The organism is Acinetobacter sp. SM34 (assembly GCF_022012365.1).
Classification (GTDB): Bacteria; Pseudomonadota; Gammaproteobacteria; order Pseudomonadales; family Moraxellaceae; genus Acinetobacter.
The window spans coordinates 48,853-62,461 of record NZ_JAKLTP010000004.1 but is presented as its reverse complement, the minus strand read 5'-3'; the positions used below and the strand labels follow the sequence as shown (position 1 = coordinate 62,461).

Annotated in this window: 13 protein-coding genes, 1 tRNA gene and 1 pseudogene; 5 read left to right on the top strand and 10 right to left on the bottom strand. The window is 37.9% G+C overall.

The features are described from left to right. Positions 1 to 12: 12 nt before the first annotated feature. The 3 genes from LZZ98_RS15490 to LZZ98_RS04770 all read left to right on the top strand — a co-directional run bounded on the left by LZZ98_RS15490 (position 13) and on the right by LZZ98_RS04770 (position 800). Entirely contained in the window at positions 13 to 147 is a 135-nt protein-coding gene (locus LZZ98_RS15490; protein ID WP_269091566.1) for a hypothetical protein, read from the top strand. A 65-nt stretch (positions 148 to 212) separates the two neighbouring features. Beyond that, on the top strand, positions 213 to 404 hold the full coding sequence (locus tag LZZ98_RS04775; RefSeq protein WP_086174652.1) for a hypothetical protein: 192 nt from the start codon (positions 213 to 215) through the stop codon (positions 402 to 404). A gap of 138 nt (positions 405 to 542) precedes the next feature. Next, positions 543 to 800 (top strand): hypothetical protein, encoded by a 258-nt coding sequence (locus LZZ98_RS04770; protein WP_237786872.1) that lies wholly within the window; start codon positions 543 to 545, stop codon positions 798 to 800. Between the two features lie 486 nt (positions 801 to 1,286). On the opposite strand, the gene LZZ98_RS04765 is transcribed toward LZZ98_RS04770, so the two are convergent. The 9 genes from LZZ98_RS04765 to LZZ98_RS04725 form a co-directional block, all read right to left on the bottom strand. After that, complete coding sequence (locus LZZ98_RS04765; protein ID WP_237786871.1) at positions 1,287 to 3,731, bottom strand: N-6 DNA methylase; 2,445 nt, start codon at positions 3,729 to 3,731, stop codon at positions 1,287 to 1,289. Between the two features lie 452 nt (positions 3,732 to 4,183). Beyond that, complete coding sequence (locus tag LZZ98_RS04760) at positions 4,184 to 5,410, bottom strand: hypothetical protein (protein ID WP_237786870.1); 1,227 nt, start codon at positions 5,408 to 5,410, stop codon at positions 4,184 to 4,186. Between the two features lie 117 nt (positions 5,411 to 5,527). Then, positions 5,528 to 5,785 carry a hypothetical protein gene (locus LZZ98_RS04755; protein ID WP_237786869.1) on the bottom strand — a complete coding sequence of 86 codons (258 nt, stop codon included), beginning with the start codon at positions 5,783 to 5,785 and terminating at the stop codon, positions 5,528 to 5,530. A gap of 2 nt (positions 5,786 to 5,787) precedes the next feature. Continuing rightward, positions 5,788 to 5,961 carry a hypothetical protein gene (locus LZZ98_RS04750; RefSeq protein WP_237786868.1) on the bottom strand — a complete coding sequence of 58 codons (174 nt, stop codon included), beginning with the start codon at positions 5,959 to 5,961 and terminating at the stop codon, positions 5,788 to 5,790. Next, positions 5,958 to 6,197, bottom strand: a complete 240-nt coding sequence (locus LZZ98_RS04745; protein ID WP_237786867.1) for a hypothetical protein — start codon at positions 6,195 to 6,197, stop codon at positions 5,958 to 5,960. Before LZZ98_RS04745 ends, LZZ98_RS04750 begins: the two co-directional genes overlap by 4 nt. Before the next feature lie 237 nt (positions 6,198 to 6,434). Then, positions 6,435 to 6,731 carry a helix-turn-helix transcriptional regulator gene (locus LZZ98_RS04740; RefSeq protein WP_237786866.1) on the bottom strand — a complete coding sequence of 99 codons (297 nt, stop codon included), beginning with the start codon at positions 6,729 to 6,731 and terminating at the stop codon, positions 6,435 to 6,437. A gap of 157 nt (positions 6,732 to 6,888) precedes the next feature. Further along, a complete protein-coding gene (locus LZZ98_RS04735) occupies positions 6,889 to 7,716 on the bottom strand; it encodes a hypothetical protein (protein ID WP_237786865.1) in 828 nt (275 codons plus the stop codon). A 5-nt stretch (positions 7,717 to 7,721) separates the two neighbouring features. Then, a complete protein-coding gene (locus tag LZZ98_RS04730; RefSeq protein WP_237786864.1) occupies positions 7,722 to 8,999 on the bottom strand; it encodes a tyrosine-type recombinase/integrase in 1,278 nt (425 codons plus the stop codon). A gap of 208 nt (positions 9,000 to 9,207) precedes the next feature. Then, a tRNA-Ser gene (locus LZZ98_RS04725) sits at positions 9,208 to 9,297 on the bottom strand. 121 nt (positions 9,298 to 9,418) lie between these two features. On the opposite strand from LZZ98_RS04725, the gene LZZ98_RS04720 reads away from it, so the two are divergent. Further along, a complete protein-coding gene (locus tag LZZ98_RS04720; RefSeq protein WP_237786863.1) occupies positions 9,419 to 11,296 on the top strand; it encodes a potassium transporter Kup in 1,878 nt (625 codons plus the stop codon). Between the two features lie 738 nt (positions 11,297 to 12,034). On the opposite strand, the pseudogene LZZ98_RS15600 reads toward LZZ98_RS04720, so the two are convergent. Beyond that, positions 12,035 to 12,221 (bottom strand): annotated as a pseudogene (locus LZZ98_RS15600) (hypothetical protein); the annotation flags it as partial. Positions 12,222 to 12,476: 255 nt separating this feature from the next. Here LZZ98_RS15600 and LZZ98_RS04710 point away from each other — a divergent pair. After that, on the top strand, positions 12,477 to 13,592 hold the full coding sequence (locus LZZ98_RS04710; protein ID WP_237786861.1) for a DNA/RNA non-specific endonuclease: 1,116 nt from the start codon (positions 12,477 to 12,479) through the stop codon (positions 13,590 to 13,592). The last annotated feature ends 17 nt before the right edge of the window (positions 13,593 to 13,609 follow it).

The window sequence follows — 13,609 nt, the reverse complement described above, 5'->3', positions numbered from 1 at the left end:
GGTGACATGTTAATGAAAGATCGGACTTTGAAGGCTTTTGGTAATCAATGTGAAGCTGATTTCATCGCGTTTGTTGCAGATCAATCATCTAGAGATATTACATTTACAATGATGGAAATTGAAACATGGCTGGAGTTGGAAGATTAAATTTAAGGCGTAGATTAATGCTGATGTAGCGCAGTGATCAATGGCAATCCACAGGATAGATAAACATGACTGAACAAGATAATTCACAACCAGATCAGCAAAAACAGCCTGTTCCTTTAATTCAACATCCTGATCAGCAGAAACACCCTAATCCACCCAACCCTCAACCGGACCAACCCGACCAGCATATCGGGACAGCCAATCCGCAAAAAAATCCGGATGAACAGCCTGAAAATCCAATCAGACAACAGAAATAAAGGATCTTTTGTGGGTCTTGAATGAGGAATCCCGTTCTTATCATTTCATCGGTAGGGATAAGTGACTTTTTTTCTGGCAAAGTGCCCGGATGAGGGTTGCTTATCAATAGGTCAATAGGCTCAAGGAGAATATATAAGATGACAAAACGGACCAGAATGATCAGTACTGTCGTGGTACTTATGTTTATCGCCATTGCTGTATTGCTATATTTTCAGTCCAACAAAGAACAGGAATTTGGTGGCTTTGAGGAGGGTACAGAGCAATACTATGGCTATCGCTATGCACAAGACAATCTTAAATCTGTAGATCAATGCGATGATGATAAAGATGATCCGTCCATGAATTTCAACGAGGAGTTTTTTCAGGGATGCCAGAAATATTTTGAAGATAAATAAGGCTTCAAAAGCAGTGAATATAAACCGTCTGTTGCTCAGTTCTTTTCTGTTTAAATCATTTTTAAATATAAATTATATATAGAGGCGAAATTGGCTGCCTAATGTGACACCCGCTAGCCTGATCTGAGCTTATTAAGCCGCAGTAGATAATATAAAAACCTCAATCTTGACGATTTTTCCCAGTTTATTTTCACGATTTTAGAACTGCTGGGTATTTTTGCTGAATGGTATACGATAAAAAGGCCTAAACCATTACAGTTTAAGCCTTTCTTCACTGCTTTGGATTGCAGTTCTTTCGAATTTGGCGGGAGAGAGTCCGTCAGGTTTAATATCTAAATATATGAATAATTTAAACATAAAATTTTTATACTGTAAATATACCGCTATTTGTACCGTCAAGTGTAATTTTTAGATACACGTATCGAGAATTTGATTCCTTTTGTTGAATGGCATCATTTTTCTGTTAATCAGTATCATTAGCGTAATTTACAAAAGATAAGTCTTTGAGGCCTCAATAAAATCAAGAAATTGCTTTCGCTTCGTATACTCTAAATTAATCATATATTGTTCCATATACTCGTAATCTGGTTGATTGTTACAATTAACAGGGAGCAATATTTTTTCCCTTGAAATTCTCTTGTCATTAATTTCACGATTAAAATTGTATTTTTCAGATAGTTTATTTAATTGTGTGGAAATGAATAAATATATATATTTATTAAACCCATTGTTCTTTAAATGGGTAACGTGATCACTGGCTATAAATTCATATGGGTGATAAAAACTTGCTCCAACACTTCCACTGTTAGCAATTGTTAAACAATTATCAAATGATCTAACTCCTGTTGTATTGCCAATAAATCCATCTACCCCATTATTTAAAGCAGTTGATGAAATATAAGGTTTTTGACCAGGTTTTTGATTAGACTTTGTAAGTCTCTTACCTCGTTGAACAATAGGGAAAATATCTTTTAAAAAGAATTCATGCCATTCTTTATTTTTAAAAACTTCAATTTCCTTGTAAAAAATATTTGAAAAATTAAATAGATAATCTTTATTTTGCATAATCATAGAAAATTCAAAAGACAGATAATCTCCAATAGTTTTTTTAAATTCTACTTCAGTTGGAATTTCATCATTAAAATAATAAAAACTGTGTAGCCATTCATCCTCAGCTTCAATAGTTGTTAAAACACAAAATTTTGATTCTGAATTAATTTTTTCAAACCAAACATCAAGTAAATGTTGCTTTTTATCTTTAGCCTGTTCTGTTTCAATTAAACCAATGTGTGCGCTGACTTTATAGCCATCCTCTCTAAAATCTATAAATTTACATTCTTTATTCTCGGGATGGGGTTCTCCTGCTGTAAATATGGCGATACACGGCGTAACTCCGACACTATAGAAAGTATCTTTATTTAATGTGATAACACCTTCTAATGTATGTTTTTTTAAAATATTTTGTTTAATGCTTTGCTCTTCTTTAGTTTTGCCTGTAACTGAAGATTGAGGAATAATGACAACAGCTCTAGCACCCTCAGTTAAAGAATCTAAAAGATGTTCAGTGAAGGCAATTTCATAGAGATTAGGGTTCTTTTTTGAGCCTTGAGAATATGGGGGATTCATCATCCCGATAGTGGCTTCTTTAAGTTGAAGCTTATTAGCATCTTGCTTTAAGAAGTCTTCATTAATTAGATTACTTTTGCCATCACCTCGAAGAATCATATTAGTTGTAGCGATAGTAAACATATATGGTTGAAGCTCAATGCCATGCAGTTGTCTTTGTCGGATATTTTTTTTCGTATTTTCGTTATCTGTTAAAGCAAGCATATGATGCATAGCAGCGATAAGAAAGCCTGCTGTGCCAGCACATGGATCAAGAACGATATCATTCGCTTGTATATCAACTAAATCGCAAAACAGATCAGTGATATGTTTAGGAGTTAAAACAATACCTAGAGTTTGCCCATCACCACCTGAATAAGACATAAACTCACCATAGAAACGACCTAGATAATCTTCTGATGAGCTTGTGTATTTAATACTTTTGTAAATCTTTTCACTCAAAAATTCAGTGAAATGCTTAAGAGGCGTTTTATTTAGTGTTGGGTTTATTTCATTCAGAATCTTAGTATCTTTAATAATCGAAAACTGGCTAAGAATTTTGTCCCGTTTAACTTCTGGAGCTACTTTTGAGCGTTTTAAGTTAGCTTCTATAGCATTAAATATCTTTTCGCCATCAGTATTAATTTCATCACCGATAAGGTCACTAATAGAAAAGTTTTTAGCCTCTTCTTCCCTAAGGGCTAGTAAAATACCTGATACGATCAATGGCTTATCAATATCTTTTAAATTACCATAGTTTCTTAAGTCTTCATGTAGTTCAGAGGCATCTCTGAGAATTTCCGCAAGTTCTTTTTCTTGATTTGTATCTTCTTTTAGAACTTCTCTTATGTAATATTCATCAATATTTTGATCATTGAAAGAAATAAAAGATTCAACATCTGGCAATTCTCGATAATATTCAGTTTCATCAATATAAATAGGACTAATACGGTGTCTTTTTTCGTCACCAGAAATACCAAAAGCAATTACTTTTTTATAACTAGTATTCTTAGCTAGATGTTGTCCATAAAATAATGCTCCGTTGATAGCATAGTCTTTAACATCTTTTGGCATGAAGCTGATTAAATCTTTTTCATTAAGCTTTACGTGTTTTGATAGGTCAGATTTGTTTTCTATGACAATTAAAAAGTCTTTAACTACACCGACATACTCAGGAAAACCGACATTACCTGAACCATTTTTAGAGGCTGTTTTTAAGGCATTATTTATTTCTAAAATGGTACTACCTTGAGGTTCTAATTGAACTTTAGCTTCCTGTAACAGCCCATGAACCCATAAATCCGTTTTAGCTTCTTTCTTTGCCATGATTTTGCCCACTAACATTTTGGGCAGGAGTATAGCACGAGGCTTTTTACGCTCTTCCCTCGGGTGAGTGAAATTTCTTTGTGATTTAGAAGTAAATATTGTGTTAAATAATGGATGAGTAGTTGTTAAATCTTTAAAGTATAAGAACTTTATTTTACCGCCAATTTTTATGAATACACTCCATACCGCAATCGTTTAAATTTCTAGGACTTCGCTCATTGGTTGAGAGGCGTTTCGGCAAAATTGAACAGTTGTAGAATTCTGATCATTGCGGAAGTTCTATCACTTATCATGGTGAGTCTTTTTTATCAGCATTGTAGCTTTAATTATTAATATAGATAGGTAGAGTATAGGTATTAGGGTGATCATTCTCACAAAAATGGCTACAAGCTTTGCTATACAAGACTGTTGCCATTTTTATGGTGAGAAATAATGAGAGAAATTTTACGAGTCTAGAACTGTCGGCACAGGTTGAAAATAGCTTTTGACACAAGGCTATTTAGTTCAGAATGTGTCTTCACACCATTGGCTAAAGTCCGCTTATTTCTACTAATACTCGTTGTGCTTTGCTCCATTCCGAAAGGGGCAATATGTTGATTGTAGTTAGCTTTCATTTCTTCAGAAGCTTTTTCATCTAACCTAGTGAAACTTAAGTGCTTAAATCCAAGTTTGATGATGTTTGGTAGATTTGGTAGATAACAGTCTGTATCCGTTAAAAAGTCACGACTTAAAGTTACTTCGACACGCAACCGATGTTCATTAATTGGCAAAGCTTGCTTATTGCTGTCAGTAGTCTTTGGATATAGGCGATAACATAGTGGTGATCCTTTAGGATTTATGCCTAAACACCAATCATTGTTAAATTGATCGAGAAGTAACATTGGTGCTTTAGGGATCAGTGTAAACTTATTCCGTACATCATCCTTCATATATTTATAGATACGAAAGTTTTCAGTTGTTCTGCTGTACCTAATCGATTTGTGTAATGCACTCAGAAATGCTCGGCTTTGAACATTATAAAAATCTAGTGACAACTCAATGTTTGAAATTTTCATTTGTAGATAATCGGCGCCGTACTGCGTAGTGAGTAGATGAGTAATCTTCATCAAATCCTCTTTGTTTCGAATATCATGTAGCCGAATAGTGAAAGCTAGCCCTTGTTGATCAATATCACTTTCATCATGTTTTACATAATGCTTTGTACCTGTCTTAGCAGTAAGAAAACTTTTGATATAGCTTCGTGCATTTGACTTATTTGCAAATTTGCAGATACTTGGATTTACTTCAAAAGTCAGGTCTAACCAGTCAATAACCGCTTTAATTTTGATTGGTGTAAATTTAATTAAATAGCCTTTTTCTTTCAGTAAATCATTTTTAAATTCCATGTGTTTATCAAAACAGTAGCTAGAAATATTGCTTAAAAACTCAGCTTCAACACGAGCCCAAGCATCGGCATTTACCTGAACACGTTTTTGATAAGCATCTAAAAGTGCATTCATGTCTTGTGTTCTTGTTTTGTCTGAGACAGTTAAAAATTTGCCTGAGGAATTTACAAGCATGTCTTTAAACATGGAATCAAACAAAAGATTTGCTTCACTATTGGATGTGTATTCATCACAGGTAGCAATAGCATCGTAGAGAGAATCTAAAGATGTATTGGATGGAATATGATTTGTCATGACTGTCCTTTATGACACGGCGAAACACTAAGCAAATTCGCCTGAGTTGTTTGTTGTAGAAGGAATGAGAAAGGGGATGCGACTGCATCCCCTTATTGTGTAGTAGTTATGTGGGGATTAATGAAATTTCAATTGCTTACGGAATTCTTTCATTACGATTTTGGGATCAATAATAAGGTGAGTGTTCCTTGTTAAGTGATCTACAATCATTTCGCTCAATTCCTGAATATCCGCTCTTTTACTCAAGTCATATGCATCGTCAATTTGAGCAATAGTGTTTGCCACCTCAGAAGCAATTAATTTGTCCATATGATCTGAAGCAAGAGCTGTAGATCCATCTTTCATGATGATTTCAATCTTGTTTTGAATATCCATTATTAATGTCCTTGTGTAATGAAGTAGTTTTCAAATGCTGTATTAATGAGAACGGCTTCCCGACCTTGAAAAATCAGGTAGTAAATTATCGATGACCGTGAACCATCTTTCATGATGATTTCGCTGTCATTCAATAGCTCGGTAAATTGTTCAAGTGAGACAATTGATGCTTTCATTGCATTACTCCACTTGAGTTATCTTGTTCGATAACTTGAATTTCACCATTTTGGATTTTCTGCTGTAGCAGATCATCAAGGATACAATTTGCGGCGTACTCAATATTTTTCTCCGTGCTGAGATCAAATTGATTACTTTTAAGCATGAGTAAGTGCTGGACGGTTTGTATAATCAGTTCCGTTTTAAGCTTATCCACTTCTTGAATGCGAACTGTTTTATTAATCATATTAGTCATTAGACTTTCCTTTAAGTTTTAGCTCATCTCCGTTTCGATGAGCTGTTATGAACGCCACGAGGGCGAATTTTGTGTATCTACGCTCGCCGTTGAGTGTATGTACTGTGATTTTGTAGCCGTCCTGATTTCTGTATTGAGATGGATTTTTCATGAGATAGGCGAACCATTGTTTGGTTGTTCGTATAGGTAAATGCTTTTCCAATTCACACGATGCTTCCCATGTTGTATTTAGGTCTTTCATACGTGTGATTTAGACTCAAGCCATTTGATTAGGTCGGCTGTGCGCCATGCGCTAACACGTTCACTTAAGCGGACAGGTGGAGGCATCTCACCTTTGCGAACTAAGTCATAAATGGTGGAGCGACCTAAGGGTAAGATGCCGAAAGAAGAGGGCTTAGCTTTAATCTTCCTCTCTAGCCCATCTTTGGTTTTATAAATCCGCTCTTTATGTTCTGCAGTTGTGGCGAGTTGACAGATTCGCCAATATTCACGCTCAAGTAAGCGTTTATAGATGTTTGGATCTTGTGGTGACATGAATTGCTCCTCATCGTAACGGTAGTGCTTCGTAGTGATGAGGAGTGTAGTAAGAAGTAGAAACTACATTGGAAAAACCAAATAAATCCGGTTGTGTACCAAACGATTATTTTTTTAATTGATTGATAATTAATATTTAATTTATGAAAAAGTTAAATCAAATTTTCGTTAATAGATATTTTCCGAGTTCTTTATTGGCTGTACCAAAAATTTCAGCCATTGATCCAGTAATTTGCACATCGTCAATCAGATTATTTTTTGCAAATTGAATGAAATCATTTTGTGTAATTTTTGGATGATGTTGCTTTGCTTTAATAGTGGCGTTCATTACTCCAATAATTTTTAGCAATTTCTCATTTTCATTTCTGAGCGATTCAATCTTTTTCTCATTAATAGTAGGAGCTATTTTAAGAAATTTCTTGAGACTTTCTTCAGTTACCCATAGCTTACATTTAGTTAAGGGAACACCTAAGACGCATCCATTTTGTTCCAGTTTGCCGATATGTAACGGAAGTAATTTGAATGAGTCTAACAAAGGAGCTTTATAGAACAATTCATTATTTTTTTTTGTCACATTCATATGATAAAAATCATAAAATTCTTGTTCATCACAATCTCTAAACAATACATAGTCTTGATGTTTAAAAATATTCTTTCTTTTATCTTTAATTTTGATAAGTGCATTTATGATAATCGTTTCAGACAGTGATCCATCTATCAAAGACTTAATATCTTCTCGATGATTATCATCGGGGAACATATATGTTGGCTTTGATTTGTAAAATTTTTGAACATTTTTATCTTGAATTGGTTCGGAGCTAGATGAGGCTGTAATTTCTGCAACATATCCCTCAACTTGAAAAACGACATCTACCTTTCTTTCATGGATTAAATCTACAAGGTTTTGATCAGTATATTGAACTTTTAAAGTTTGATTGATTCTCATCAATGCACGATCTAAAGGTAGATAGCCGTTTTTACGCATGAGGATTAGGCCGTTTGTTTATGTTGGAAGGTGATAATATTGTCTTCGGTCTGAGGTTTAAAGATAGATACATCTCCACCTTGACGTAAAGTATCCAAATAGTCCGCCCATAACTGCATCAGCTCACGTCTACGGCGTAAAAACTTAGTTCGGTTGTAAGCTGTGCCATTTGGATCACGTACCGTATGTGCTAATTGGTGCTCAATAATGTCTACCCGATATTCGAGTTCTTCACCTAAGATTGTACGTGCTGTTGCTCGGAAGCCATGCGCCGTGTGCTTGCCTTTATAGCCAAGTCTATTCAATGCTTGTCGGATCGTATCCTCACTCATACTTTGATGAGGTGTTTTAACACTAGGGAAAACAAATTTTGAAGTAATCCGCATATTTTCAAGCTGTTTCAAAATGTCAAAAGCTTGGCGAGATAGGGGAACGATATGTTCTTGATGAGTCTTAGATGCACGGAAACATAAACGCTGATTTTCAAAATCAACATGCTCCCATAACAGTTCACGGATCTCATTTGGACGTTGATATATATAAGCTGAAAGTTTTAATGCAAGCTCTGTCCGTAACCGAGCACGAGGGCTTTCAGCATGATACCGCCAAATCTTTTGAAGCATTGTTTTAAGCTCTGATTCGCTTACTACGGCGTTATGATTACCTTTGATAGGTTTTGGTAAGGTAATGTCATAAGCTGGGTTATAGGTGATTAGGCGCTTCTTGAAAGGAAGTTTTAGCACCATACCCATGATGGACTTAACACGGCGAGCTGACTCAAGTGCGCCACGCTCTACAAGGCTATTTGTGACGTCACGTTCAAGCTGTTCGACGGTTAAATCAGTAACAGGCTTTTTGCCAATAAAAGGCAGAATATCTCGATTCAGCTTACGAATTGTTTCTCTGTCAGATTTTCCTTCAAGCTCACGAATCTTGAGCCATTCACCTGAAAACTTTTCAAAAGTATTTTCAAGTTTAGTTCTTAGCTCATTTCTATGGTTATTGCGTTCTTCTGCAGGGTCAATACCAGTGGCAAGTTTTCGCTTTGCTTCATCACGTTTGAGACAAGCTTCTTTGAGGCTAACATTATCTAAAGTGCCTAAAGCCAATGTGTTACGTTTTTGGCTGATTGGACGGCGATAATCAAGACGCCAATACTTTGAACCATTCTCATGAACTAAAAGATATAACCCACCCCCGTCTGTATGTTTGCTTTTGATGTTTGGATCGTAAGATAAATTTTTAATGGTTTTAGCATCAAGCTTGTTAATCTCTTTAGCCATTTTGTGAGCCTCATTTGACGGTATAAATTTCAGGAAAACCCCGACTCACTACTCATTATAGTCATCTGAGAGCAGATACCGTCAAAAGTACCGACAAATATGTCGGTCTACTAATGGATTGCACCGTAGTGTACAGGCGTAAAAAAAGGCTTGAACCCTTTAGATTCAAGCCTTTCGCACTACGGTACAGTCCCGTAGAAATCAAATTTGGCGGTGAGAGAGGGATTCGAACCCTCGATACGCGCAAACGTATACACACTTTCCAGGCGTGCTCCTTCAGCCACTCGGACACCTCACCATTGCGCCGCGATAATAGCGAAAAAAAGCCCTTCTGCCAAGTTGAAACAATTGATTTAGAGCAAAAGTTTTTGCTCAGTGATATCATTGCGAAAAAATAGTGTTCAAAACGAAGACGAAATATGCAAAGTACTGCACAAAAAGCCGCATTGCCTGCGATTACTCTGGCAGCATTAGGGGTTGTGTTTGGAGATATTGGAACCAGTCCACTCTATGCATTGAAAGAATCATTCCATACAGTACATGGCTTGGGGATTAATCCTGAAAATGTATTGGGTATTTTGTCGATTATTTTTTGGACCATGACACTGGTCATTACCATTAAATATGTCGCCATTGTTATGCGTGCAGATAACAATGGCGAAGGCGGAATTATGGCGCTGTTGGCCTTAAATTTGCGTAATACAAATTTTAGTGATCAAAAAAAGTTACTGTTAATCGCAATTGGTTTTATAGGTGCTTCCCTGTTTTTTGGGGATGGTATCATTACCCCCGCAATTTCAGTGTTATCTGCAGTTGAAGGGCTTTCTATCGCTACAAATGTTTTAGACCCTTATATTGTACCAATCGCCATGACGATTGTGACCATATTGTTCATCATGCAAAAGTATGGAACAGCCTTTGTGGGCAAGTTTTTTGGTCCATTAACTTTATTATGGTTTTTAGCACTCGGATTCTTGGGAATCTCCAGCATTATTCAGACTCCTGTGGTTTTGGGGATGTTTAGTCCACATTGGGCTTTCCAGTTTATTGTTACTAATCCCTTAATGACCTTCTTTATTATGGGTGCGGTAGTGCTGACCGTGACAGGCGGGGAAGCCCTGTATGCTGATATGGGCCATTTTGGTCCTGTTCCTATTCGCTTGGCATGGTTTTTTGTGGTGTTACCTTGTTTGTTAATTAACTATGCAGGTCAGGGGGCATTATTACTTCGCGATCCAAGTGCGATTCAAAATCCATTCTATTTGTTGGTACCTGAATGGGCCCTATACCCCATGATTTTCTTGGCAACGATGGCCGCGGTCATTGCCTCTCAAGCTGTTATTTCAGGGGTGTTCTCTTTAGCACGTCAAGCCATTCAATTGGGTTATTTACCACGACTGACCATTAAGCACACCTCAGATTCAGAACAGGGACAAATTTATGTGCCTTTACTGAACTGGGTTTTGCTGGCCTCTATTATTGTGCTGATCTTGATTTTCCAAACCAGTTCACGCTTATCTCATGCTTATGGTCTGGCTGTGACCATGACCATGTTATGTGACACGTTACTGATTGCTGTGTTTATTCGTTACACATGGAAATGGAACCTACCGAAACTGATGTTGCTGATTATTCCATTCTTGGTATTGGACTTGGTATTGGTAAGTGCAACCTCACTCAAAGTATTCTCTGGGGGGTGGGTTCCACTGTTGATTGGTGGAATTGCTTTCCTTCTATTAATGACATGGAAAGAAGGGCGTGAACTGACCTTCGCCAAGCTCCAGCAAGATACCTTACCTTTAGATATATTCGTGCAAAGTATCGATGAGCAAGCCAATTGGGTAGAAGGGGAAGCTATATTTCTCACGGGTACTCCCACAGTGGTGCCGCATGCCATGTTGCATAATATGAAGCACAATAAAGTCTTGCATCAGAAAAATATTATTTTGACGGTTAAAATTCAAGATGTTCCTTACGTTGCTGATCAGGATCGGTTCCACGTAGAAATGATGAATCGGCATTTTTATCGGGTTGAGCTATTTTACGGTTTTAAAGATGAGATGAATATTCCGCAGGCACTCGAAGCGGTCTACCAATCGATTGAACTCGAATATAATTTGATGCAAATCAGTTTCTTTGTTTCGCGTGAACGAATTATTAGTACAGTGGGTGATGGTATGGCCTCTTGGCGTGAAAAGCTGTTTATTTCGATGCAGCGCAATACCAGTCCGGTGAGTGACTTTTATCGGATTCCTCCCAATCGTGTGGTTGAATTAGGTAGTCAAATCGAAATATAAGTTTCAGATCGTGTAGACAATAAAAAACCAAGGTGGAAAATCCTTGGTTTTTTATTTGGAGGATGAAAGCCTGAAAAGAGTGTGATTAGTTCTCTGTTACGTCAGCCACTGGCACTTCAGGAGATGCATTGACTGGTTCATCTGTAGCATCAGCTTTAGGTGCTGCCTGTACTGCGTCATTTGGCTGTGTAGCTTCAGGTGTTGCTGCAAATGCTTCATTTGTAGCAGTCGCGTCAGCAGTATCTACTGGTGTTGCAGCCGCAGATTCACTGTTTACATCACTCTGAGGCATATTGGCCGTATTCGCTGCCACATTGATAGAAGAATCCGGCATCAGCGCTGCTGTCGCAGCGGAACTGCTATCAGTTGCAGGTGCCTGTACAGCCACAGCTTCTTGATTACCCATTTGTTCAGCTTGTTGGGCGGCTAATTCGGTATCGGGTTGCATTGGATCTACATTTTTAGATGCAGCCTGAGCGGTTTGCTCGGTAGCAGGTGCATTTGCCTGTTTTGTAGCCGGGTCAACGGCTTGTGCCGCGGTATTCATCTCTGGGCTTTGAGTTGCAGTTGCATCTGAAGCGGAGATGGTTTGCGCTTCAGTTTCAGATGCAGCTTGGGTGGCCTCAGCATTTTGTGCTGTGGTATTGAGCTCGGCAGTTTGTGGAGCGGCTTGGTCTGCAGTGGTATCCGCAGCAGCATTGCTTTGCAATTCGGTTTCAGCAGCAACTTGGCCTGCATCAACAATACGGATTTGACCGCTGGCCACTAAATCTTGAATGGAACCGGCTTGACCATTTACCGTAGTGTTAACTTTGACTTGAGATAGGCTTTCTAAAGTATCACCCGGTTGAATGGCGGGTTCTGCGAATGCGGTTGCACTCATCATTCCTGTAACTAGACTCAAACCTAAAAGCTTAAAATGCATAAAATACTCCGTAGAAATAATTATCTAGAATTTTTGCGTATTTTTACCTTGTCATAAGCATGCTCGGTTTTTCAATCAAACATACGTAAAGCTATTAAGACTTGTTAGAAAAGCTTTAGAAAATTAGACATACTGTTACAACAACTGTGCTTTTGTTGAACAGTTTTAGGCTAATTGTTAAGCAAATAAATTTTGCTACATATACTTCATTTTCTCTGCTTGTTAAGCTCGTGAAAAATGGGTGTTGGTCACACAATGGCAATTAAGAAACGTAAAACCGGTCAATCTGTAATGCAAATTTTAAACCAGAATAGTTTAAAAATTATTTTGGGCGTAGTCGCGACCAGCAGTTTTGCAATTGCCTTTGGACAGGAAAAAATTCAACGGCTGGTCTCATTGCCGTCTTCATCAAACTCGGCCTGTCTGGACCAGTTTTATCGTGATATTCCGCCTTATTTGGCCAAAGAAAGCCTGAAGAAAAATACGTATCCGCTCTGTTTTAACGGTTTTAATGTGATGTATTCTGGGGTATCCAAAACCCCTTTGTGGGTGGCTGAAGCCTTGACTCCGCAGCGTTTGAGCCAAAAAATTCCACGTGAAGACAGCTTTCATGAAGAAACCGGCGTAAAAGCAGAACATCGGGCAACCTTGTCAGATTACAAAGCATCAGGTTATGACCGCGGACACATGGCACCGAATGCCGATATGCCGAATAAAGCGGCGCAGTTTGACAGCTTCTCGTTGGCCAACATGGTGCCACAGGCACCGAAGAATAATCAGCAGGTGTGGCGAGAGCTAGAAGAGGCGACTCGTGCTATTGTGACCAAGCAAAAGCAGGATGTTTATCTTGTTACTGGGCCGGTATATTCGGCTAAAAAGCTGAAGATGATTGGTAAGGGGGTGATTGTTCCAACAGCCACCTATAAAGCCATCTACATACCTAAAACCGGGGCGGCAGGTGTGTACTATGCCGACAATACCCTGAAGGATACCACACCAAAAGTTCAGGTGATCAGTATATGTGCTTTGGAAGATCTCACTGGAATTAATATTTTCCCGCAGTTAACCGAAGACCAAAAGCGCAATACTTATAATTTGCCATTAACCGCAACGGCTGTGAAAGCCAATAAACAGATCACTTATTCACATTGGGATGCAGAAAGCCAATGTGCTGAGGAAGTCGGTACAGATCAGCTGACTGGTTTGCAAAAACAGTTTAAATCTTCATCGGTTAATCCGAGTTCTTCAACTCAAGCAGCATCGGGTGAGAACAAGAACAGTACGCCTACTATCGCTCCAAATACTCAAGATGCGATTGTTAAACAATTGATTGAAGGACTTTTACAGTACATTTTGCAGTTGTTGAAATAAGCTTTTTTTAGGTAGGA